The organism is Streptomyces roseirectus, from assembly GCF_014489635.1.
Classification (GTDB): Bacteria; Actinomycetota; Actinomycetes; order Streptomycetales; family Streptomycetaceae; genus Streptomyces; species Streptomyces roseirectus.
In genome coordinates, this window is sequence record NZ_CP060828.1 from 4,500,268 (window position 1) to 4,522,204 (window position 21,937).

The window sequence follows — 21,937 nt, forward strand, 5'->3', positions numbered from 1 at the left end:
GGGCACTGGCAACCCCCACCGGACCCTGTCAGCCCTCGGCTGACAGGAACCGACCGGGGCCTGAACATCGGGGGCGGGCAGAGCCCGGCGGGAGGGGCGGACGGCGCAGGCATTGCGGACGGCGCAGGTATTACGGGTACTACGGCCCGCCCCTCCGCCGAACGCCCCGCCCGGCACCCCATCCCTGACTCTCCGCCCCCGACAGCCCCTACCCCTACAACTACAACCGCTTCCCCGAAGCAGGCCCCACGATCAGCCCGTCCCCGAACGCGTCCACCCGCACTGTGTCCCCGTCCTTGACCTCCCCGGACAGGATCTCCTTGGCGAGCCGGTCGCCGATGGCGGTCTGGACGAGACGGCGCAGCGGCCGCGCACCGTACGCGGGGTCGTTGCCCTCGGTCGCGAGCCAGGCGAGGGCTTCCTCGGAGACCTCCAGGGTGAGCCGGCGGTCGGCGAGGCGCCGGGCGAGCCGGTCGATCTGGAGCCGCGCGATGTGCGCCAGCTCGTCCTGCGAGAGGGCGGAGAAGACGACGAGGTCGTCCAGCCGGTTCAGGAACTCCGGCTTGAAGGACGTCCGCACGACCTCCAGGACCTGCTCGCGCTTCTCGTGCTCGCTGGTGAGCGGGTCGACGAGGAACTGACTGCCCAGGTTGGACGTCAGCACCAGAATCGTGTTCCGGAAGTCGACGGTGCGGCCCTGACCATCCGTCAGGCGCCCGTCGTCCAGCACCTGGAGGAGGACGTCGAAGACCTCGGGGTGGGCCTTCTCGACCTCGTCGAGGAGGACGACGGTGTACGGGCGCCGGCGCACGGCCTCGGTGAGCTGGCCACCCTCCTCGTAGCCGACGTAGCCGGGAGGCGCGCCGACCAGCCGGGCCACGCTGTGCTTCTCGCCGTACTCGGACATGTCGATGCGGACCATCGCCCGCTCGTCGTCGAAGAGGAAGTCCGCGAGGGCCTTGGCGAGTTCGGTCTTGCCGACGCCGGTCGGACCGAGGAAGAGGAAGGACCCGGTGGGACGGTCGGGGTCGGCGATGCCCGCGCGCGAGCGCCGCACCGCGTCGGAGACCGCCTGGACCGCCTCGGTCTGGCCGATCAGACGGCGCCCCAACTCGGCTTCCATGCGCAGGAGTTTCTGGGTCTCGCCCTCCAGCAGGCGCCCGGCGGGGATGCCGGTCCAGGAGCCGACGACGTCGGCGATGTCGTCGGGGCCGACCTCCTCCTTGACCATGGTGTCGCGGGCGGCCTCCTCCTCGGCGGCCGACGCCTCCTCCAAGTCCCGTTCCAGCGTGGGGATCTCGCCGTACAGCAGCTTGGAGGCGGTGTCGAAGTCGCCGTCGCGCTGGGCGCGTTCGGCCTGGCCCCGCAACTCGTCGAGTTTTTCCTTGAGTTCACCGACCCGGTTGAGGGACTGCTTCTCCTTCTCCCAGCGGGCGTTGAGGCCGCGCAGCTCCTCCTCCTTGTCGGCGAGGTCGCGGCGCAGCCGGTCCAGGCGCTCACGGGAGGCGGCGTCGGTCTCCTTGCTGAGGGCCAGCTCCTCCATCCTCAACCGGTCGACGGCGCGCTGGAGTTCGTCGATCTCGACGGGCGAGGAGTCGATCTCCATGCGCAGCCGGGAGGCCGCCTCGTCGACGAGGTCGATGGCCTTGTCGGGCAGGAAGCGGGAGGTGATGTAGCGGTCGGAGAGGGTCGCGGCGGCGACGAGCGCGCTGTCGGCGATCTGGACCTTGTGGTGGGCCTCGTAACGGCCCTTCAGGCCACGGAGGATGGCGATCGTGTCCTCCACCGACGGTTCGGCGACGAGGACTTGCTGGAAGCGGCGCTCCAACGCCGGGTCCTTCTCGATGCGTTCGCGGTACTCGTCGAGCGTGGTGGCGCCGACCATGCGCAGTTCGCCGCGCGCGAGCATCGGCTTGAGCATGTTGCCGGCGTCCATGGCGGAGTCGCCGCCCGCGCCGGCGCCGACGACGGTGTGCAACTCGTCGATGAACGTGATGACTTGACCGTCCGACTCCTTGATCTCGGCCAGTACGGTCTTCAGCCGCTCCTCGAACTCGCCGCGGTACTTGGCGCCCGCGACCATCGCACCGAGGTCGAGGGAGACGAGCCGCTTGTCCTTCAGGGACTCGGGGACGTCACCCTTCACGATGCGCTGCGCGAGCCCTTCGACGACGGCCGTCTTGCCGACACCGGGCTCGCCGATGAGGACCGGGTTGTTCTTGGTGCGGCGCGACAGCACCTGGACGACGCGGCGGATCTCCTGGTCGCGGCCGATGACCGGGTCGAGCTTGCCCTCGCGGGCGGCGGCGGTGAAGTCGGTGCCGAACTTCTCCAGCGCCTTGTACGAGCCCTCGGGGTCGGCGGAGGTGACGCGCCGGCCACCGCGCGCCTTGCGGAACGCCTCCAGCAGCTTCTTCGCGGTGGCGCCCTGCCGGGTGAGGACGTCGCCGGCCTGGCCGCCCTTGTCGGCGATGCCGATCAGCAGGTGCTCGGTGGACAGGTACTCGTCCCCGAGGTCGGCGGCGCGGCTCTGGGCGTCGGCGATCACGGCGAGCAGGTCGCGGTTGGGCTGCGGCGGGGCCACTGTGGACCCCGTAACCCTCGGGAGGGAGGCGAGGACCTGCTCCGCGCCCTGGCGCACGGCGGCCTGGTCCGCGGCGACGGCGGCCAGCAGGTCGGTGATGTTCTCGTTGTCCTGCCCGGCGAGCAGAGCCAGGAGCAGGTGTGCGGGGGTGAGATCGGGGTGCCCCTCGGACACGGCACGGCTGCTCGCCGCGTTGATCGCGTCCCGGCTCCGGTTGGTCAGCTCTGCGTCCACGGTCGGGGTCTCCTCCTTGCGTCCTGGAGTACTACGGGTACTACGGGTACTACGGGCCTTAGCAGGTACTACGGGTACTACGGGCATGACGGGTGCGAACTTGTTGCTGACTAGAGCAACGTCCACAAAGTTGAGTCTATTCCACTCAAGGTGGAGCGGGGAGGGAATCCGCCGGGAGCGGCTAGATTCACGCCATGGCAGCCCACCCCCAGGACCTGGACGCACCGGACCCCGCCTACCTCGACTTCTGGCGCGAATACCACCTGTGCACCCTCACGACACCACGACCCGACGGCACCCCGCACGTCGTACCCGTAGGGGTCACCTACGACCCCGAGAACCGGCTCGCACGAGTGATCGCGAGCCGGGGCAGCAGGAAGGTGCGCAACGTGCTGGCCGCCGGAGAACAGGGGGCACTCGTCGCCGTCTGCCAGGTGGACCGGGCACGCTGGGCGACGCTGGAGGGGCGGGCCGTCGTCCGCGGCGAGCCGGAGCGGGTGGCCGACGCCGAGCGGCGTTACGCCGAGCGGTACGGACGGACGCCGTCACCGAACCCCGAGCGCGTGGTGATCGAGATCACACTGACGCGAGCCATGGGGCGAGGGTGACCCCGAGAACTCCCTGAGGGTGCGGAGGCGGTTTCCAGCCATCCGGGAGATCGCCGCACATCATGAAATGTCGGCACAAAACACAGCGGCGTCACCGTGTTCAGGTCACGGTGACGCCGCTGCGGGGGGAAGCACCTGAGCGATCTTTTACGACGGGGGAATCGCGTCAGGCACTGCGGGGGGTGGCTGAAACAGTCCGCGAGGTGGGGGGCTCCGCGTCCGTCAGCCGGTGGTCTCGTCGATCAAGGTTCACAAAAATCATTCCGTACCGGATGGCACACTGCACCGGCTGCGGCGCGCCCCGCGGCCGCCGCAGACACCGGTACGCCCGCACGTCCCCGTCCTCGTCCCGCGTGACCACCACCGGCTCGCCGAACACCGTCACCATCAACGAGTCACCACTGTGGGGGATGGCGGTGACCAGGTCGATGAAGTGCCAGCCGGAGCGGTAGGCGGTGGCCATTTCGCGGCGGAAGGAGCGGTCGTCGGGTGGGGTGGTCACGACGGTACGGCCCAGCTGCTGTCGCCAGGGACGCTGGACGCCACGATCACCCAACTGCTGTCGTCGACGGCCGCGACAGTGACACCTGAGCGCCAGCTGCTGTCGGCCGTCACACTTCCCTTCGCCTCCGCGAGTCCATTCAGCATCCCGAAGGCCGCCACTGCGGAGAAGACGGTGACGAGCACCAATCGAAGCTTCTTCTTATACATAGTCGGCTTCGTCCTCATTTGAAAGGTCACCTCTCCCCGTTGGTTACGACGATGGCCCATTCCGGCACGTCGTGGCCACACAAACGATGCATCATGTTCCTGCATGTTCAGGACCCTGGGGGGTGGAGATTTGACGACAAATGAGACCAAGCGGACACATCCTCATGCACTGACTGAGCTATGCGAGGACGGTCGGCGGATCTACGGGAACGCTCTCCGCATAGGGCGCATCTCCCGCACAGACGTGGAGCCGGCTCCCTGTTTGATGGAGTTCGCCCTCCTTCATCCAGACCCTGACGACGCCAATTGGCTCCGTCCGGTGCTCCCTTCCGTCGCGCTGGCCCAGCGGCTCAACCCCATCGAGCACGAGATCACCCAAAGGCGGCGGAAATCGATCGAGCTGGCCGACGCTTTTGAGCCGTTCATGACCATCAGTGCGCAGTCGTCGTCCAGCACCCACTCGATCACCGTGCTGGAAGGTATCGACAGGATCAACGCGGCACTGGACCTGGCCACCGCGCAGTGCCAGAACGAAATGCTCACCGTCCAGCCGAGCCGCCGCCGCCTCGAACAGACCCTCTCCAAGGCGCTGGACCGGGACCGCCCCCTGATCGAACGGGGCTGCCGCATCCGGACCCTCTACCAGCATCCGGCCCGCTACAGCCCCGAGACGCTCGCCTACGTCGCCCAGTTCTCCGACGGCAAAGTGGAGTACCGGACCATAGACGAGCTCGTCGAGCGCCTGATCATCTGCGATGAGACCGTGGCCTTCATCCCCACGCGCGACGACGGTCAGGTCGCCCTCGAACTCCGCCACCCAGGGCTCGTCCGCTACCTGATCAAGGTGTTCGAGTTCATGTGGAACCGCGCGGTTCCACTGAGCGCCGGCGCTCCGTACGAAACCGCCCCGGACGGCATCACGGACATCCAGCACTCCATCGCGAAACTCCTCGTCGAGGGGCACGTGGACGAGGCGATCGCCCGCCGCCTGGGCATAAACGTACGCACCTGCCGCGCGCACATCGCCAAACTCGCCACCGCTCTGGGCAGCGGCAGCAGAGCCCAGCTCGGCTACTTCATCGCGCAGTCCGGCATCCTGGACCAAGAGCACTGAGGTCACGATGGGAGCACACCGGCACGACACCGAGGAAGTCTGCGAAGCGGGCCTGGCGCTCTACGCCCGCGCCCTGCGCGAGCACCGCATACGGCAGGCGGACGCCGGCCCCGCCCCCTGCCTGACCGCCACCGGCCTGCTCGTCCCGAGCCTGGACGCCCCCGGCTGGCTCCGTCCCCTGCCGCCCGCGCTGGCCCTCCCCCGGCTCCTGCACGGCATCGCACGGGAGATCGCCGAGCGCCGGCAGCACGAGGCCCGGCTGACCGCGTCCTTCGAACCCCTCCTGGCCCTGGCCGCCGGGCACCCCGACACCGCGCACCCCACCGGCTTCACCCTGCTGGACGGCCTCGACCGGATCGACGACACGATCAGGGAGGCCATGCTCCGCTCCTCGGACGAGATCCTCACGATCCAGCCCGGCGGCAAGCGCCCCGTCTCCTCCTTGGCCCTGGCCCTCCCCAAGGAGCAGGAGATGCTTTCCCGGGGCGGCCGCATGCGCACGCTGTACCAGCACACGACCCGCCACGACCCCGCCGTGCTCGCCCATTACGAACTGCTCGCCGGCGACGTGCAGGTGCGCACCCTCGACGAGGTCCCCGACCGCCTCATCGTCCTGGACCGGGCGATCGCCTTCATCCCGGCCAACCCCGAACGTACGATGGCGGTACAGATCCGACACCGCCCCACGGCCGCCTACCTGGCGACGACGTTCGACCGCCTGTGGCGGCTGGCCACCCCGATGTACCCCGAGGCCACCCAGCAGCCCTCGTCCGACGGTGTCACCGCCCGTCAGCGTGCCATCGCCGTACTCCTGGTCGAGGGCCACACGGACGCCGTGATCGCGGAACGTCTCGGCATGAACATCCGCACCGCCCGCGAACACATAGCGAAACTCGCCGCGGCTCTGGGCAGCGACAGCAGGGCCCAACTCGGCTACCTCATCGGCGAGTCCGGAATCCTGAAGCAGAAGGAAACCGACACATGACGGTGCCCCACCCGCCCCACGGAGTGGAGGAACTGTGCAAGGCGGGACTGGAGTTGTACGCCCGCGCCCTGCGCGGGGAACAAGTCCCGGCGTCCTGCGCCGAGTTACTGCCCTGCCTGCTCCAAGCCGGGCTCCTGCGGCCCGACCTGGAAGACGCCCGCCTGCTGAGACCCGTACCGCCCGTCCTCGCGCTCTCCCGCCTGCAGCGCACGGTCGACGACGACATCGCCCAACGGCGCAGACAGGGCGAGCGGTTGGCGGAGAGCTTCGCACCGCTCCTCACGCTGGCCCTGCCGGACGGCGGTGCCATGGACGCCGCCGGGATCGAGTTGCTGAGCGGCCGGGACCGGATCAACTCCGCGATCTCCACGGCGATGGCCGCCGCCTCCGGGGAACTCCTCGCCATCCAGCCGTCCCCCGACCGCCACCCGCGGACGGTCGGCCTGGCCCTGGAGCGCGACCAGGCGCTGCTCGACCGCGGCGGCCGGATCCGCACGCTCTACCAACACACCCAGCGCCACATACCCGAAACCCTCGCCCGGTACGAGCAGTTGAGCGGTGACGTCGAGGCGCGCACCCTGGACGAGGTCACCGACCGCCTCATCCTCATCGACCGTACGGTCGCCTTCGTCCCCGCCGACAAGAGCCGCGCCCTCGCCCTCGAAGTCCGCCACCCGGCGCTGCTCAGCTACTTCGCCACCACCTTCGACCGTCTCTGGCGCCTCGCCACCCCCATGCACCCCGAGACCGTCCACCCCACCCCGCTCAGCGGCATCACCCCCCGCCAGCGCGCCATCGCCGCCCTCCTCGTCGAAGGCCACACCGATGCCGTCATCGCCGACCGCCTCGGCATGAACATCCGCACCGCCCGCGTCCACATAGCCAAGCTGGCCACCATCCTCGGCAGCGACAGCAGGGCTCAACTCGGCTACCTGATCGGTGAGTCGGGGATTCTGAGGAAGAAGGAAACCGAAGCATGACAGCGTCCCACCCGCCCCACGGGACGGAGGAACTCTGCGCGCCCGGAGCGGAGTTGTACGAACGAGCGCTGGAGGAAGGGCACATACCGGCTGCGGCGGCGACGGCGGCTCCGTGCCTGGTCGACATGGGACTGCTGCACCCCGCCGTGGGCGACCTGACCAGGCTGGAGCCCGTCTCCCCCACCCTCGCCCTGCACCGCATGCTCCGGCGCTCGGCGCGGCGCATCGCGGACGAGCGCCGACGTGAACACCAACTGGCGGAGATGTTCGAGAAGTTGGTGCGGTTCGACGCGGACCCGTCGGCGGTCAGCGCCCCGGCGATCACCCTGCTCAGCGGCAAGAACCGGATCAACCAGGCCATCACGGACGCCATGGCCGAGGCCACCGTCGAGATCCTGACCATCCAGCCCAACACGAACCTCCACGGCCCCGCCGTGGAGACCGCCCGCGCGGTGTCGGTCCTCCGCGACCAGGCCGCACTCGACCGGGGCTGCCGCATCCGCACCCTCTACCAGCACACGATGCGCAGCGCCCCCTCGATCCGCGCCCTGCACGAACGGCTGCACGGCGACACCGCCTGCCGCACGCTGGACGAGGTCACGGACCGCCTGATCGCCGTCGACCGCGCCGTCGCCTTCATCCCGGCCAGCGAGGACAACAACCTGGCCGTGGAGGTCCGGCACGCGGCCGTCATCAAGTACCTGACGACCACCTTCGACCGCCTGTGGCGCCTCGCCACCCCCCTCTACCCCGGACCCGCCGTCGAACGCACGACGCCCGACGCGGTCACCCCCCGCCAACGCGCCATCGCCGCCCTCCTCATCGAAGGCCACACCGACGCCGTGATCGCCACCCGCCTCGGCCTCAACATCCGCACCGCCCGCGAACACATCGCCAAACTCGCCGCCACCCTCGGCAGCGACAGCAGGGCCCAACTCGGCTACCTCATCGGCCAGTCGGGAATCCTTGACCAGGAAGGGTGACGCCCCTCCCGGCGTCGTAGGACCCTCCACCCCCCACCAGCCCGACCTGCGCGATCCGCACGCCGAGTTGCGTGCGGCTGGCCGCCCCCAACGTCTCGGAGAGGCGGGCGATATGGGCCCGGCAGGTCCGGACGCTGATGCCGAGGCGCTCGGCGATGACGGCGTCCTGGTGCCCCTCGGCGAGGAGCGCGGCGATGGACTGCTCGCGGTGGGAGACGCCTTCGACGGCGGGCGCGGGGATCGGCGCGGCGAGGGGGATCGCGAGGCGCCAGAGGCGTTCGAAGACGGTGACGAGGTAGGTGATGAGCGCGGGGTGCCGCAGTTCGAGGGCCATCGTGCGCTCGGCGTTGGCGGGTATGAAGGCGACGGCGCGGTCGAAGACCATGAGCCGGTCGGTGACCTCGTCGAGGGTCCGCGCCTCGACCGCGTCGCCCATCAGGTCGAGGTAGGTCAGCAGCCCCTGGCCGTGCCGGGCGACGTGGTTGTAGAGGTCCCGCATCCGAACTCCCCGCGCCCGCAGGGACATCGCCCGGTGCAGCCCCTCGGAGAGCTCGTGCTCGCGCCGGATCCCGCCGGGCTGGACGGTCAGCACCTCGGTCGTGCACGCGTCGGTCGCCTCGTCCAGCGCCGCCTGGATCCGGGACGCCCCGTCCAGGACGCGCAGCGCCGTGCCCTCGCCGGGCGCGCCGAGCGGGCCGCCGAGCCCGGCGTACCACTCGAACGCGGCGACCGCGGCGCCCATCCGCCGCCGGCTCGCGCTGACCTCGTCGTACAGCCCGTGCAGCAGCCGCGTCATGACCTCCTGCGGCGCCGTGGGGACGAGCCAGTCCATGTCGTCGGGATCGGGGTGCAGCAGGGCGAGTTCGAGGAGGCAGGGCGCCTGCTCGACGTCGGCGCGCGGGACCCGGCCGCGGCGCACGGCGCGGGAGTAGACGCGGTCACCGGCCTCGCACAGCCGGTCGGCACCGTGCGGATGGTCCTCCGTCCCGTGCCCGGTCATCGTCCATCCCACCCCCGCACTTTGCTCTTCCGCAGCGCAACTATGCGGGGCGTCCGCCCGGCTCCGCAACACGGCGCTCCCGCTCACGCGACCTGAAATCCCCCGGTATGCGGCCGTTTCGACCCGCCTCCGCCCCTCACACTGCAACAAGCTGACGGTGGTGCACCGTACCCACTCGCGGCAGGGTGGAACCGCTCCACCCGGGCTGCCGCTCGCCCGGGAGACCCGGCCGGACGCTCCCCGTCCGGCCGGGTCCACCACGCCCTGCCGACGCCGGCCCGCTCCCGTGGTCCCACAGCGCCGTGCGCCTGCGACCCGTAGTCCCTGCGAGCCACGGCCCCGTAGTACCGCCGCCCCTACTCCTCGTACCGCCGCACCTCTCCTCACCCTCGTCCCCACCCGCCACAATCCGGGGTATGGCGAACCGAAGCGCACCGAGACCGTCCCCCGCGCGCCCCCTCCTCCCCCTCGCCGCTCTCCCCCTCGCCGCTCTCCTCCTGGCCGTCACCGCCTGCGACGCCGACACCGGCACCACCACCCCGTCAGCCGCCCCCAGCACCGCCTCCCAGCCCCCGTCCCGCCCTCACCAGGACGGCCACCTCGTCTTCACCCTCCTCGCCCTCCACTGCGGCATCCCCGGCGTCACCGGCACGCACAGCGACGCCCTGGCGGACGGCCAGTTCTGCTCGGCGAGGCTCCGCGTCGACAACCCGAGCCCCGACTTCCACACCTACGTCGTCAAGAACCAGCGCCTGGAGGGCGTGAGCGGACGCCCGGCCCGCCCCGACAGCTTCGCCATGGCCGTACGCCGCCAGCACGAGTCGATCTCGATCGGCGGCCACTCCCTCGTCGAGGTGGAACTCTGGTACGACGTCCCGCGCGACGCGAAGGTCACCGGTCTACGGGTCATGGGCGACCGCGATCCGGCGGCCTGGATGGCGACGACCCCTGCGGCGCACGCCCCGGACGGAGTGGTGATCAGGATGAAGCCCCTGACGGAATGACGAGCCCCGTCATACCCGTAGTACCCGCAGTACCCCCACCCCTACTTAAGGTTGACCGCCTCGCAGAACGACTCGAACTTCGGCGTGCAGATCTGCGCGACCGTGTAGATCCCGTCCGCCACGACCGTCGACTTCACCTTGTCCTTGGTCATCGCGACCACGGTCACCAGCTGCGCCGGGATCCGCTTGTTCGTCGGGCTGTCCACCCGGTCCCGCGTCAGGGAGTCGAACTTGATGTCCTTGCCCTGGATCTTGGCGACGGCCATCTCCGCGGCGGCGGCGGCCATCTCGGGGTACGGCTTGTAGACGGTCATGTACTGCTTGCCGCTGAGGATCCGCTGCACGGCGGGCAGCTCGGCGTCCTGCCCGGTGATCGGCGGCAGCTTGGTGACGCCCGCGTCCTCCAGCGCCTTGAGCGCGCCCCCGGCCATCGCGTCGTTCGCGGAGTAGACCCCGGCGATGTTGTTCTTGCCGAACTTCTCGATCGCCTGGGCCATCTCGGACTGCGCGAGGGTCGGGCTCCACGCGTCGGTGTCGTACGCGGCGGCGATGGTCACCCGGCCCTGGAGCTCGTTGAGCGCGCCCGCCTTGAACTGCCCGGCGTTGGGGTCGGTCGGCGAGCCGTTGATCATCACGATCTTGTCGGCGGTGCTGGGGTTGTCGATGGCCTCGACGAGGGTGCGGCCCTGCACCTGGCCGACGAGCTCGTTGTCGAAGGAGACGTACGCGTCGATGGGCCCCTCGGCGAGCCGGTCGTACGCGATGACCGGGATACCGGCGTCCTTCGCCTTCTGCACGGTGCCGGCGATGCCCTTGGAGTCGACCGCGTCGAGGAGGATCAGGTCCACCCGGTCGCTGATCATCTTCTCCATCTGCTGGATCTGCGTCGCCGGCTTCGCCGCCGCGTTCTCGTAGATCGTCTTGCCCTGCTTGTTCGTCAGCTCGGCGACCCGCTGTTTGATGATCGGGTAGTCGAACTGCTCGTACCGGGTGTTGGTCTTCTCCGGCATGAGCACGCCCACGGTGAGGTCGTTGCCCTTCGTCGGGCTCGCGTCGGCCGGGTCTCCCGTCGCGCCCAGCATCCCGCATCCGGCGAGCGAGAGGGTCATCGTGGAGGCGACGACGGATATGGCGATACGACGCATGCGGGGGCTCACTTCAGGTGACGTCCAGGTGTTCTGAAAGACAACGCGGCCCGCTCCCGCAGAGTCAAGAAGAATCACTTAACGAGATGGCAACATCACACTGCGCTCAAGTAACAGCAACACATGGAGACGAATCCCCTCGATCTCCAACTCCCTTCACACGCCCGCCACTTCGGAGAACCCGAAAGGGCCCGGAGTAATGAACTCCGGGCCCTTTCACAGCGTTCGTCCACCCTTGGCCTGGTTTCAGTCCCCTGGTTTCAGTCCTTGGGCTTCTTCGGCCGCCACACGACCAACGCGCTGGTCTGCTGCACCTCCTGGTACGGCACCAGGTCGCGCCGGTACGACGCGTGCACCGCGGCCTCGCGCTGCTGCATCGCCGCGGCGGCGCCGTCGAGCGCCGACTCCAGCTCCGCCACCCTGGACTGCAGCGCGGCGACCTGGTTCTCCAGCTCGATGATCCGCTTGATGCCGGCCAGGTTGATGCCCTCGTCCTGCGACAACTGCTGGACGGTGCGCAGCAGTTCGATGTCGCGGGCCGAGTAGCGGCGGCCCCGCCCGGCCGTGCGGTCCGGGGAGACCAGGCCGAGGCGGTCGTACTGCCGCAGCGTCTGCGGGTGCAGACCGGAGAGCTGGGCCGCCACCGAGATGACGTAGACCGGGCTTTCCTCGGTCAACTCGTACGGGTTACGTCGACGGCCGTCCATCACTCTCATGCTCCCTTCGCGGCCTCGAACAGCTCCGCCCGCGGGTCGTCGCCCGCGGTCGCCTCGCGATACGCCTCCAGTGCGTCACGAGCCTTCCCCGTCACGTCCTTCGGGACACTCACCTCGACGGTGACCAGGAGGTCGCCCCGGGAGCCGTCCTTGCGGACCGCGCCCTTCCCGCGCGCACGCATGGTGCGCCCGTTGGGCGTCCCCGGCGGCAGCTTCAGGGTCAGCGAGGGCCCGCCCAGGGTGGGCACCTTGATCTCGCCGCCCAGCGCGGCCTCCGCGAACGTGACCGGCACGGTCACCGTCAGGTTGTCGTCCTTGCGTCCGAACACGGGATGGCTCCCGACGTGGACGACGACGTAGAGGTCGCCCGAGGCGCCGCCCCGCTCGCCGGGCGCGCCCTTGCCGCGCAGCCGGATCCGCTGCCCGTCCGTCACCCCCGCGGGGATGCGGACCTGCATCGTCCGCGAGGACTTGGCCCGGCCGCTGCCGTGGCAGTCCTCGCAGGGCTGCTCGGCGATGAGGCCGCGCCCCTTGCAGTCGGGGCAGGGGTCGGTGAGCGAGAAGCCGCCGCCCGAGCCGCGCGCGACCTGCCCGGTGCCGACGCAGGTCGGGCACACGCGCGGGGTGCCGTTCTTGTCGCCGGTGCCGGAGCACGCCTTGCAGGCGGCCTGGGACGTCATCCGCAGCGGGACGGTCGCCCCCTCGATGGCCTCGGTGAAGCTGAGGGTCACCTCGGTGTCGATGTCCTGGCCGCGCCGGGGCTGGGTGCGGCCCGCGGTCGTACCGCCCCGGTTGAACAGGCCCCCGAAGACGTCCCCGATGCCGCCGCCGAAGCCGCCCTGGGCACCGCCCTGGCCGCCCCCGAAGAGGTCGCCGAGGTCGAAGTTGAACGAGCCGCCGCCCGCGCCCGGTCCCGGGCGGAAGCCGCCGTTGCCGAACAGGGCGCGCGCCTCGTCGTACTCCTTGCGCTTCTTGGGGTCCCCGAGGACGTCGTTCGCCTCGGAGATCTCCTTGAAGCGCTCCTCCGCCTTGGCGTTGCCCTTGTTGGCGTCCGGGTGGAACTCGCGCGCGAGTTTGCGGTACGCCTTCTTGATCTCGGCCTCGGTGGCGTCCTTGGGGACGCCGAGGACCTTGTAGAAGTCCTTCTCGATGAAGTCCTTGGTGCTCATCCCCGACGTGCCCCCTTCCGCTCGTTGTCTACGTCAGCCCTCCTCAGGGCCGTTGTCCTTCTCGTCGCCGGCCTCGTCCTCGGCCTTGACGGTCTGCGCGCCGGGCTGCGGCTCGGCGACGGCCACCCGCGCGGGGCGGATGGTGCGCTCGCCGATCCGATACCCGGGCTGGAGAATCGCCACGCACGTCGTCTCCGTGACGTCCGGCGCGTAGGAGTGCATCAGCGCCTCGTGGATCGTCGGGTCGAAGGGCTCGCCCTCCTTGCCGAACTGCGTCAGACCCATCTTGGCGGCGGTGGTCTCCAGCGACTCCGCGACGGACTTGAATCCGCCGAGCAGTTCGCCGTGCTCCCGCGCGCGGCCGATGTCGTCCAGGACCGGCAGCAGCTCGGTCAGGAGGTTCGCGACGGCGATCTCCTTGACCGCGATGCGGTCCCGCTCGACCCGGCGGCGGTAGTTCTGGTACTCGGCCTGGAGGCGCTGGAGGTCGGCGGTGCGCTCACCGAGGGCGGTGCGCACCTGGTCCAGCTCTGCCACCAGACCGGCTGTCTGGTTCGCGTCCCCGGCCGGGGCCGCCTCCTTCTCGGGGGCGGCCTTCGGCTCGGCGTCGTCGGCGCCGGAGGGGACGTCGGGCTTCTCCTCGAAGCCCGGGGTCTCCTCCGTCACGCGGCACCACCCTTGGGCTTCTCGTCGTCGACGATCTCGGCGTCCACGACGTCGTCGTCGGCCTTGGCGCCCGCGCCGGCCGCGCCTTCGGCACCCTGCGCCGCCTGGGCGTCGGCGTACATGGCCTGGCCGAGCTTCTGGGAGACGGCGGCGACCTTCTCGGTGGCCGTGCGGATCTCGGCGGTGTCCTCGCCCTTGAGCTTGTCCTTCAGCTCGGCGACGGCTTCCTCGACCTCGGTCTTGATCTCGCCGGGGACCTTGTCCTCGTTGTCCTTGAGGAACTTCTCCGTCTGGTAGACGAGCTGTTCGCCCTGGTTGCGGGCCTCGGCGGCCTCGCGGCGCTTGTGGTCCTCGTCCGCGTACTGCTCGGCCTCCTGGCGCATGCGGTCGACCTCGTCCTTCGGCAGCGAGGAGCCGCCGGTGACGGTCATCTTCTGCTCCTTGCCCGTGCCGAGGTCCTTCGCGGTCACGTGCATGATGCCGTTGGCGTCGATGTCGAAGGAGACCTCGATCTGCGGGACACCGCGCGGGGCGGGCGGCAGGCCGGTCAGCTCGAACATCCCGAGCTTCTTGTTGTACGCCGCGATCTCGCGCTCGCCCTGGTAGACCTGGATCTGCACGGAGGGCTGGTTGTCCTCGGCGGTGGTGAAGATCTCGGAGCGCTTGGTCGGGATCGTGGTGTTGCGCTCGATGAGCTTCGTCATGATGCCGCCCTTGGTCTCGATGCCGAGGGACAGCGGGGTGACGTCGAGCAGCAGGACGTCCTTGACCTCGCCCTTGAGGACACCGGCCTGGAGGGAGGCGCCGATCGCGACGACCTCGTCCGGGTTGACGCCCTTGTTGGCGTCCTTGCCGCCGGTCAGCTCCTTGACCAGCTCGGCGACGGCGGGCATACGCGTGGAGCCGCCGACCAGGACGACGTGGTCGATCTCGCCGAGCGAGATGCCGGCGTCCTTGATGACGTTGTGGAACGGCGTCTTGCAGCGCTCCAGGAGGTCCGCGGTGAGCTGCTGGAACTGCGCGCGGGTCAGCTTCTCGTCGAGGTGCAGGGGGCCCTCGGCGGAGGCGGTGATGTACGGCAGGTTGATCGACGTCTCGGAGGACGACGACAGCTCGATCTTCGCCTTCTCGGCGGCCTCGCGCAGGCGCTGGAGGGCCATCTTGTCCTTGCCGAGGTCCACGCCGTGGCCCGACTTGAACTGCTGCACCAGGTAGTCGACGACGCGCTGGTCCCAGTCGTCACCACCGAGGTGGTTGTCGCCGTTGGTGGCCTTCACCTCGACGACGCCGTCGCCGATCTCCAGCAGCGAGACGTCGAACGTGCCGCCGCCGAGGTCGAAGACCAGGATGACCTGCTCGTCCTTGTCGAGGCCGTACGCGAGCGCGGCGGCCGTCGGCTCGTTGACGATGCGCAGGACGTTCAGGCCCGCGATCTCGCCGGCCTCCTTGGTGGCCTGGCGCTCGGAGTCGTTGAAGTACGCGGGGACGGTGATGACCGCGTCGGTCACCTTCTCGCCCAGGTACGCCTCCGCGTCGCGCTTCAGCTTCTGGAGGATGAACGCGGAGATCTGCTGCGGGTTGAAGTCCTTGCCGTCGAGCTGGATCTTCCAGTCCGTGCCCATGTGGCGCTTCACGGAGCGGATGGTCCGGTCCACGTTGGTGACGGCCTGGCGCTTGGCCACCTCACCGACGAGCACCTCGCCGTTCTTGGCGAAGGCGACGACGGACGGCGTGGTCCTGGCGCCCTCTGCGTTGGTGATGACGGTGGGCTCGCCGCCTTCAAGAACGCTGACGACGGAGTTAGTCGTGCCCAGGTCGATGCCGACCGCACGTGCCATTTTGATCTTCCTCCAGCTGACTTGAGTGGAACAGGCTCAAGTGTGCATCACTCGCACAGCGGAGTCAACAGACCTGAGTCGAACGGACTCAACTCTTATCCGTTCCTTACACGCATGCCTTCCCTGACCTGCGAAGACTCCGGCCTCCTGGGCCCTCGCACCTGCACTCCAGGGGTGACACCAGAGGCTTGCGGGACCGTCCGCCGCACCCGCCACAGGGCGACGAGACGCCGCACGCCGGGTGCGCGCCGGGGCCGTCGCGGGCCGGGGGCCCGGCTTCCCAGCGTCTCTCCCCCGCGCGCGGGACGCACCTGGGCGGCGGACCTGCCCGGCGGACCGTACGCGCGCACACGCAGCAGCCCCGCCCCGGCCGCCGCCACGACGAGCACCGTCCACACCGTCACCGAGGCCGGCACCCACCCCGCGTGCGCGAGCACCCCCGCCAGCGCGGCCGCGAAGGACGCGGCGCCGATCAGGACGACGCTCCCCTGGGCGGTGATCCCGAGGCGCCGCAGCCGGTGCGCGACGTGGTCCGGCGCCGTCCGCAGCAGCGGCCGTCCGGCGCGGGCGCGCGAGAGGAGCACCAGGGCGACGTCCAGGCTCGCCACGGCCGTGAGCGCGAACAGCACGCCCGCGCCGGGCAGTGGTTCGCGTTCCGCGCACGCGCGTACGGCGACCGACGCCGGCAGGAACCCCGCGAACAGCGCGCCGCACGTGCCGAGTCCCACGCGCGCGTGGGGCCAGTTGTGCATCAGGAAGCCGGTCAGGGCCGCCGCCAGGACGCTCAGCAGGACCGCCGGGCCGTCCATCACCTCGGCGGCGGCGCAGGCCCCGACGCCGAAGGCGGTGACGACGCCGACCGTCCCGGCGACCCCGTCCGCGTGATCGAGGCCGCGGAAGGCCAGGGCGACGAAGACGACCCACGTGAGCGAAACGACGCCTCCCAGGGCGCCGATCCCGTCAAAAGGGATCACGAAGGCCGCCGCGACGGTCGTCCCCAGCACCAGGAACCGCGTCTTCAGGCGCCACAGGTCGGCGGCGAGACCGAGCAGGGCGACGGCGCCGGCGGCGACGAGCAGCCTGCCCGTGCCGGGGTCGAGCGGGGCGAGGCCGGTGCGGTCGCCGACGGCCGCGACCGCGCACGTCGCCCCGGCCACCGCCACCCCTCCGGACAGCGGCACCTTTCGCAGCCGCTGCCGCCGCTCGACCAGCCCCACGCGCAGGGCGGGGACACGGAGCAGGGCGGCCAGGACTGCGGCCAGCGCGAGCGAGGCGGTGGCGGCGGAGATTCCGTAGAGCACGGTCCTAAATTAGTCACAAATGTAGCAATTACGTACGAATGACATGAACGGAACGATTCTGCAGCGGGTGATCTGGGCCGGAAACAGGCGTGACCCCGGCGTTCCCGCCGCCTTACGGTGAGCCGTCCGCTGATCACGTGACCGGTGTGGGGGCGCCATGGAGTCCGGGGACGCCCACAACACGGTGAGCGGGGGCAAGTCCAGCGGGCCGGTTCTCCAGGGCCACAAGTTCGACGTGCACTTCCACCCCCGGTCAAGCTCGTCTCGCTCGCCGTGGCCCTCGCCCGCGTCGCCGGCACGGCCACGCGCGCGACGTCCGAGCCCCCCGCCGCCGAGAGCGGCCACCTGTACGCGATCAGCCCTGAGGACGTCACCGTCTGGTCGTGGAGCAGCCGTACGGGGTGGAAGAGGGTCGGCCACACCCCCGCGGGGGTGATCGCCGCAGGACCCGCCGGCCTCTTCGCCACCGACCCTGTGGACGACCGGATCTTCCGGTACGACGGCGTGAGCCGCTGGGACTTCGTCGGCACGGGAGCGGACGGCCAGACCCTGGCGGTCGGCGACCGCCTCTGGGTCCGCGACAGCAGGGCCGTACGCCAGTGGGACCCGTCCACGCCGCGTGGACGACGATACGGACCAGCCTGGCGGCCGAGATCCACGGCGGACCGGTCGGACTGTTCGCGACCGAACCCGACGGTGAGCACGCGCTGACGCGCTGGGAGCCGGAGACCGGGGGGGGGCTGAGCAGCACGGACCGGCGCGTCTACCGCTGGAACGGCTCCGGCGGCGTGGACGACTGGACGCCGCTCGGCGAAGCCACGTTCGACGGCGTCCTCGCGGGCGACGCCGGCCTGTTCGCCACCCGCGGCGACCGGCTCCTCGCGTACGACGAGGCGTCCGGGCGCTGGCACGACACCGGCGAGACGGCGGACCGGCCGCGGCACTCACGGCCTCGGGGTGAACCCGTAGTACCCGTAGTACCTGCCACCCGTTCTGAGGCAACCCTCAGCGACTCAGATCACTCCGCGCCCCGCTACAGTGCGACGGAGAATCCGGGGTACCCTCAGACGGACTGAATAAGTTACCGCTTAGTAACTCCGATCTTCCCCTCGCAGGCACGAGGAGCCCCCATGCAACTCGCCGCGATCATCGTGTCGCTGGTCCTGATCGTGGTCGGCGTGGCCCTGTTCGCGCGCGCCCTGCTACAGATCTACAACTTCATGCGGCTCGGCCAGAACGTGCCGGCCGGCACCCGCACCGACGAGCCCGCTCAGCGCACCCTGACCGTCGTCAGGGAGTTCCTCGGCCACACGCGGATGAACCGCTGGGGCATCGTCGGCGTCGCGCACTGGTTCGTCGCCGTCGGCTTCTTCTCGCTGCTGCTGACGATCGTCAACGCCGTCGGCCAGCTCTTCAAGGCCGACTGGATGCTGCCGGTCATCGGCGACTGGGCGCCGTACAACGTCTTCGTCGAGTTCATCGGCACGATGACCGTCCTCGGCATCCTGGTCCTGATCGTCGTCCGCCAGCTGAGCAAGCCGGACAGGCCGGGCCGCAAGTCCCGCTTCGCCGGCTCCAACTTCGGCCAGGCGTACTTCGTCGAGACGGTCATCCTCATCGTCGGCGTCTGCATCTTCATGCTGCACGCGCTGGAGGGCGCCCAGCACCACGTGGACGGCTACGAGGCGTCGTTCTTCATCTCGTACCCGGTGGTGTCCTGGCTGGAGGGGATGGACCTCTCCACCCTCCAGAACCTCACCTACTTCTTCGCCGGTCTGAAGATCGCGACGTCGTTCATCTGGATGATCACCGTAGCTCTCAAGACCGACATGGGTGTCGCCTGGCACCGGTTCCTCGCGTTCCCGAACATCTGGTTCAAGCGCGACGCGAAGGGCGGCACCTCGCTCGGCGCGCTGCTGCCGATGACGTCCGGCGGCAAGCCGATCGACTTCACCGACCCTGGCGACGACGACGTGTTCGGCGTCTCGCAGGTCGAGCAGTTCTCCTGGAAGGGCCTGCTGGACTTCTCCACCTGCACCGAGTGCGGGCGCTGCCAGTCGCAGTGCCCCGCGTGGAACACCGGCAAGCCGCTCTCCCCGAAGCTGCTGATCATGTCGCTGCGCGACCACGCGCACGCCAAGGCGCCCTACCTGCTCGCGGGCGGCGGCAAGACCATGGAGGGCGAGGAGAAGGCGTCCGAGGAAGCCCTCAAGGGTGTCCCGGCAGGGGCGCTCGCCGAGGCCGAGCGCCCCCTGATCGGGACGGCCGAGGAGAACGGCGTCATCGACCCGGACGTCCTGTGGTCCTGTACCACCTGCGGGGCATGCGTCGAGCAGTGCCCGGTGGACATCGAGCACGTCGACCACATCGTCGACATGCGCCGCTACCAGGTGATGATCGAGTCGGCCTTCCCCTCCGAGGCGGGCACGATGCTCAAGAACCTGGAGAAGAAGGGCAACCCCTGGGGGCTCGCCAAGAAGCAGCGCCTGGAGTGGCTGAAGGAGCTGGACTTCGAGGTCCCGGTCGTCGGCAAGGACATCGAGGACCTGTCCGAGGTCGAGTACCTGTACTGGGTCGGCTGCGCGGGCTCCCTGGAGGACCGCGCGAAGAAGACGACGAAGGCGTTCGCCGAGCTGCTGCACATCGCGGGCGTCAAGTTCGCGATCATGGGCGGCGACGAGAAGTGCACGGGTGACTCGGCACGGCGCCTCGGCAACGAGCCGCTGTTCCAGGAGCTCGGCATGGAGAACGTCATGGCGCTCAACATGGCGTTCGGCGAGGAGATGGACGACGACGGCAAGGTGACGCCGGAGTCGAAGAAGCCGAAGTCCGCGAAGAAGATCGTCGCGACCTGCCCGCACTGCCTCAACACCATCGGCAACGAGTACCCGCAGCTCGGCGGCGACTACGAGGTCGTCCACCACACGCAGTTGCTGCAACTCCTCGTCGACGAGGGCAAGTTGGTGCCGGTGACGCCGGTCGAGGGGATCATCACGTACCACGACCCCTGTTACCTGGGGCGGCACAACAAGATCTACACGCCGCCGCGCGAGATCATCGCGAACGTCCCCGGGCTGCGCAACGAGGAGATGCACCGGCACAAGGAGCGCGGGTTCTGCTGCGGTGCCGGTGGCGCGCGGATGTGGATGGAGGAGCGGATCGGCAAGCGCATCAACAACGAGCGCGTGGACGAGGCTCTTTCGCTCAACCCCGACATCGTCTCGACGGCCTGCCCGTTCTGCCTCGTCATGCTGACCGACTCGGTCAACGGCAAGAAGAACGAGGGCAAGGCGAAGGAGTCCATCACGGTCGTCGACGTCGCCCAGCTGCTGCTGGAGTCGGTGAAGACGCCGGTGGATCCGGCGGGGGACGCGGAGGCGGAGAACGAGCCCGAGCCGGAGCCGGTGAAGTAGCTCGCGAGCAGTACGGGTACGGGGACGCCCCTCGCTTCTTTCCGAAGAGGCGGGGGGCGTTCTCGTCGCGCTCTCATGGCGCCGTGGCCGCCTCGTACTTGAGGCGTACGGGTACCTAGGGGTCCGCCCCCTACGGGATGTCACAGGTCGGCCGCAATGGGGTCCGGGAAGCGTCCGGCCCCGCACCTCACTCTCCGGGACCAGGTACGTTCGAAGGCGTGGCTGGATTCAGGATCGGACGCGGCGGCCGGGACGACCGCGCCCCGCAAGCGCGACCGCAACACCCCCCGCACGGGCAACAGGCGCCCCAGGGACCGCCGTACGGCGCCCAGGGCCCCTCGCCCTCGTACGGACCGGGGGGACCCTCCTACGGCCAGGCGCCGTCCTACGGGTACCCGCCGCAGCCGTCGTACCCGCAGCAGCGGCCGTACGGCGGGCCGGGCGGCGCGACGCAGGGCGGCGGCAGAGGCCCGGAGGAGCCGGAGTACTTCGGCGGGAGCAGCCCCTCCTACCCCCAGGGTCAGGGCCAGGGGCAGCCGCAGGGTGCCCCGTACGACCCGTACGCCGCGAACAACCCCGGGCACACGCAGGCGTTCTCGATCGACGAGCACCAGCGGTACAACCAGGGCGAGACGTACCACGCGGGCTCCGCGCCCGCCGGTCCCGCCGGGCCTCGGCTGCACTGGAAGGCCCTGCTGAAGGGCATCGTGACCGCCCCGAACCAGACCTTCCTCGTCATGCGGGACTACACGATGTGGGGCCCCGCCCTCATCGTGACGTTCCTCTACGGCCTGCTCGCCGTCTTCGGCTTCGACGGCGCCCGCGCGGACGCGATCGACGCGAAGCTCTCCAACGCGATCCCGATCGTCCTGACGACGGCCGTCGCCATGGTCGTCTCCTCGTTCGTGCTCGGCGTCGTCACCCACACGCTCGCCCGTCAGCTCGGCGGCGACGGGGCCTGGCAGCCGACCGTCGGCCTCTCCATGCTGATCATGTCCCTCACGGACGCGCCCCGGCTCATCGTCGCCATGTTCTTCGGCGGCGACGCGTCCTTCGTCCAGATCCTGGGCTGGGCCACCTGGGTGGCCGCGGGGGCCCTCCTCACGCTGATGGTGAGCAAGTCCCACGACCTGCCCTGGCCCAAGGCGCTCGGCGCCTCCGCGATCCAGCTGGTCGCCCTGCTGTCGATCGTGAAGCTGGGGACGTTCTAGGGCTGAGTACCACCGGGACCGGCCCCGCCGTTCGGAGGGGGCCGGTCGGCCGACCGGCGGGGTGCCTCCCGAAGTCCGGCGGGTGGCCGGCCGTCTCCCGGCCTTGGCAAGGTCGTCGGGTGACCGAACTCGAAGGCGCCGCAAAGGCGCCTCCCCAGCCCTTGCCCGCGCAGCCCTCACCCCCGTCTGCCGCGTCCGGACCCGGCGTCTCGCAGTCGGCGCTCCAACTCATCGCCGGTGGCAAGCGGTTCACGACCGGAACGCCCCGCGTGAAG

At 70.0% G+C, this 21,937-nt stretch carries 20 protein-coding genes; 10 read left to right on the top strand and 10 right to left on the bottom strand.

Annotated elements, in window-relative coordinates:
• Nucleotides 1–220: 220 nt before the first annotated feature.
• On the bottom strand, nt 221–2,818 hold the full coding sequence (gene clpB, locus IAG44_RS18570) for an ATP-dependent chaperone ClpB (RefSeq protein WP_187752751.1): 2,598 nt from the start codon (nt 2,816–2,818) through the stop codon (nt 221–223).
• 194 nt (nt 2,819–3,012) lie between these two features.
• On the opposite strand from clpB, the gene IAG44_RS18575 reads away from it, so the two are divergent.
• Complete coding sequence (locus tag IAG44_RS18575) at nt 3,013–3,426, top strand: pyridoxamine 5'-phosphate oxidase family protein (protein ID WP_187748222.1); 414 nt, start codon at nt 3,013–3,015, stop codon at nt 3,424–3,426.
• A gap of 166 nt (nt 3,427–3,592) precedes the next feature.
• Here IAG44_RS18575 and IAG44_RS18580 read toward each other — a convergent pair whose 3' ends face one another.
• The gene (locus tag IAG44_RS18580; protein ID WP_187748223.1) at nt 3,593–3,928 is read right to left on the bottom strand and encodes a Rieske (2Fe-2S) protein; all 336 of its coding nucleotides are present in this window, start codon (nt 3,926–3,928) and stop codon (nt 3,593–3,595) included.
• Nucleotides 3,925–4,137: a hypothetical protein gene (locus tag IAG44_RS18585; RefSeq protein ID WP_246561839.1), complete on the bottom strand. Its 213-nt coding sequence runs from the start codon at nt 4,135–4,137 to the stop codon at nt 3,925–3,927. Before IAG44_RS18585 ends, IAG44_RS18580 begins: the two co-directional genes overlap by 4 nt.
• A gap of 103 nt (nt 4,138–4,240) precedes the next feature.
• On the opposite strand from IAG44_RS18585, the gene IAG44_RS18590 reads away from it, so the two are divergent.
• The 4 genes from IAG44_RS18590 to IAG44_RS18605 are packed head-to-tail and all read left to right on the top strand — an operon-like array spanning nt 4,241 to nt 8,199.
• Nucleotides 4,241–5,251 (top strand): helix-turn-helix transcriptional regulator, encoded by a 1,011-nt coding sequence (locus tag IAG44_RS18590; RefSeq protein WP_246561842.1) that lies wholly within the window; start codon nt 4,241–4,243, stop codon nt 5,249–5,251.
• A gap of 7 nt (nt 5,252–5,258) precedes the next feature.
• Nucleotides 5,259–6,236, top strand: a complete 978-nt coding sequence (locus IAG44_RS18595) for a helix-turn-helix transcriptional regulator (protein ID WP_187748225.1) — start codon at nt 5,259–5,261, stop codon at nt 6,234–6,236.
• Nucleotides 6,233–7,216: a helix-turn-helix domain-containing protein gene (locus tag IAG44_RS18600; RefSeq protein ID WP_187748226.1), complete on the top strand. Its 984-nt coding sequence runs from the start codon at nt 6,233–6,235 to the stop codon at nt 7,214–7,216. The genes IAG44_RS18595 and IAG44_RS18600 overlap by 4 nt, the downstream gene beginning before the upstream one ends.
• Nucleotides 7,213–8,199: a helix-turn-helix transcriptional regulator gene (locus tag IAG44_RS18605; protein WP_187748227.1), complete on the top strand. Its 987-nt coding sequence runs from the start codon at nt 7,213–7,215 to the stop codon at nt 8,197–8,199. The genes IAG44_RS18600 and IAG44_RS18605 overlap by 4 nt, the downstream gene beginning before the upstream one ends.
• Here IAG44_RS18605 and IAG44_RS18610 read toward each other — a convergent pair.
• Complete coding sequence (locus IAG44_RS18610) at nt 8,162–9,199, bottom strand: helix-turn-helix transcriptional regulator (protein ID WP_187752753.1); 1,038 nt, start codon at nt 9,197–9,199, stop codon at nt 8,162–8,164. The two genes, IAG44_RS18605 and IAG44_RS18610, sit on opposite strands and share 38 nt — an antisense overlap.
• Nucleotides 9,200–9,615: 416 nt before the next feature.
• Between IAG44_RS18610 and IAG44_RS18615 the strand changes: the two genes are divergently transcribed.
• Nucleotides 9,616–10,203 carry a hypothetical protein gene (locus tag IAG44_RS18615; protein WP_187748228.1) on the top strand — a complete coding sequence of 196 codons (588 nt, stop codon included), beginning with the start codon at nt 9,616–9,618 and terminating at the stop codon, nt 10,201–10,203.
• Between the two features lie 41 nt (nt 10,204–10,244).
• Here the strand turns inward: IAG44_RS18615 and IAG44_RS18620 are convergent, their stop codons facing one another.
• The 6 genes from IAG44_RS18620 to IAG44_RS18645 all read right to left on the bottom strand — a co-directional run bounded on the left by IAG44_RS18620 (nt 10,245) and on the right by IAG44_RS18645 (nt 17,038).
• Complete coding sequence (locus IAG44_RS18620; RefSeq protein ID WP_187748229.1) at nt 10,245–11,348, bottom strand: sugar ABC transporter substrate-binding protein; 1,104 nt, start codon at nt 11,346–11,348, stop codon at nt 10,245–10,247.
• 260 nt (nt 11,349–11,608) lie between these two features.
• Nucleotides 11,609–12,055 (bottom strand): heat shock protein transcriptional repressor HspR, encoded by a 447-nt coding sequence (locus tag IAG44_RS18625; protein ID WP_187748230.1) that lies wholly within the window; start codon nt 12,053–12,055, stop codon nt 11,609–11,611.
• Nucleotides 12,056–12,060: 5 nt separating this feature from the next.
• Nucleotides 12,061–13,233, bottom strand: coding sequence for a molecular chaperone DnaJ (gene dnaJ / locus IAG44_RS18630; protein ID WP_187748231.1), 1,173 nt, complete (start codon nt 13,231–13,233; stop codon nt 12,061–12,063).
• Nucleotides 13,234–13,266: 33 nt separating this feature from the next.
• Nucleotides 13,267–13,899, bottom strand: a complete 633-nt coding sequence (grpE, locus tag IAG44_RS18635; RefSeq protein ID WP_112474705.1) for a nucleotide exchange factor GrpE — start codon at nt 13,897–13,899, stop codon at nt 13,267–13,269.
• Nucleotides 13,896–15,737, bottom strand: coding sequence for a molecular chaperone DnaK (gene dnaK, locus IAG44_RS18640; protein WP_187748232.1), 1,842 nt, complete (start codon nt 15,735–15,737; stop codon nt 13,896–13,898). Before dnaK ends, grpE begins: the two co-directional genes overlap by 4 nt.
• Before the next feature lie 95 nt (nt 15,738–15,832).
• Nucleotides 15,833–17,038, bottom strand: a complete 1,206-nt coding sequence (locus tag IAG44_RS18645; protein ID WP_187748233.1) for an MraY family glycosyltransferase — start codon at nt 17,036–17,038, stop codon at nt 15,833–15,835.
• Nucleotides 17,039–17,311: 273 nt separating this feature from the next.
• On the opposite strand from IAG44_RS18645, the gene IAG44_RS18650 reads away from it, so the two are divergent.
• From IAG44_RS18650 to IAG44_RS18665, 4 genes are all read left to right on the top strand, one after another.
• Complete coding sequence (locus tag IAG44_RS18650; protein ID WP_187748234.1) at nt 17,312–17,749, top strand: hypothetical protein; 438 nt, start codon at nt 17,312–17,314, stop codon at nt 17,747–17,749.
• The gene (locus tag IAG44_RS18655) at nt 17,638–18,114 is read left to right on the top strand and encodes a hypothetical protein (protein WP_187748235.1); all 477 of its coding nucleotides are present in this window, start codon (nt 17,638–17,640) and stop codon (nt 18,112–18,114) included. The genes IAG44_RS18650 and IAG44_RS18655 overlap by 112 nt, the downstream gene beginning before the upstream one ends.
• A gap of 54 nt (nt 18,115–18,168) precedes the next feature.
• Nucleotides 18,169–20,451, top strand: a complete 2,283-nt coding sequence (locus IAG44_RS18660; protein ID WP_187748236.1) for a (Fe-S)-binding protein — start codon at nt 18,169–18,171, stop codon at nt 20,449–20,451.
• A gap of 137 nt (nt 20,452–20,588) precedes the next feature.
• Entirely contained in the window at nt 20,589–21,662 is a 1,074-nt protein-coding gene (locus IAG44_RS18665) for a Yip1 family protein (protein WP_187748237.1), read from the top strand.
• Nucleotides 21,663–21,937 lie beyond the last annotated feature (275 nt).

What these genes read in the sequence shown, in the direction of transcription:
- IAG44_RS18575 (WP_187748222.1), top strand. Translation starts at nt 3,013, where the DNA reads ATGGCAGCCCACCCCCAGGACCTGGACGCACCGGACCCCGCCTACCTC.
- IAG44_RS18585 (WP_246561839.1), bottom strand. Translation starts at nt 4,137, where the DNA reads ATGTATAAGAAGAAGCTTCGATTGGTGCTCGTCACCGTCTTCTCCGCA.
- IAG44_RS18590 (WP_246561842.1), top strand. Translation starts at nt 4,241, where the DNA reads ATGTTCAGGACCCTGGGGGGTGGAGATTTGACGACAAATGAGACCAAG.
- IAG44_RS18595 (WP_187748225.1), top strand. Translation starts at nt 5,259, where the DNA reads ATGGGAGCACACCGGCACGACACCGAGGAAGTCTGCGAAGCGGGCCTG.
- IAG44_RS18600 (WP_187748226.1), top strand. Translation starts at nt 6,233, where the DNA reads ATGACGGTGCCCCACCCGCCCCACGGAGTGGAGGAACTGTGCAAGGCG.
- IAG44_RS18605 (WP_187748227.1), top strand. Translation starts at nt 7,213, where the DNA reads ATGACAGCGTCCCACCCGCCCCACGGGACGGAGGAACTCTGCGCGCCC.
- IAG44_RS18610 (WP_187752753.1), bottom strand. Translation starts at nt 9,199, where the DNA reads ATGACCGGGCACGGGACGGAGGACCATCCGCACGGTGCCGACCGGCTG.
- IAG44_RS18615 (WP_187748228.1), top strand. Translation starts at nt 9,616, where the DNA reads ATGGCGAACCGAAGCGCACCGAGACCGTCCCCCGCGCGCCCCCTCCTC.
- IAG44_RS18620 (WP_187748229.1), bottom strand. Translation starts at nt 11,348, where the DNA reads ATGCGTCGTATCGCCATATCCGTCGTCGCCTCCACGATGACCCTCTCG.
- IAG44_RS18625 (WP_187748230.1), bottom strand. Translation starts at nt 12,055, where the DNA reads ATGGACGGCCGTCGACGTAACCCGTACGAGTTGACCGAGGAAAGCCCG.
- dnaJ (WP_187748231.1), bottom strand. Translation starts at nt 13,233, where the DNA reads ATGAGCACCAAGGACTTCATCGAGAAGGACTTCTACAAGGTCCTCGGC.
- dnaK (WP_187748232.1), bottom strand. Translation starts at nt 15,737, where the DNA reads ATGGCACGTGCGGTCGGCATCGACCTGGGCACGACTAACTCCGTCGTC.
- IAG44_RS18660 (WP_187748236.1), top strand. Translation starts at nt 18,169, where the DNA reads ATGCAACTCGCCGCGATCATCGTGTCGCTGGTCCTGATCGTGGTCGGC.
- IAG44_RS18665 (WP_187748237.1), top strand. Translation starts at nt 20,589, where the DNA reads ATGTCACAGGTCGGCCGCAATGGGGTCCGGGAAGCGTCCGGCCCCGCA.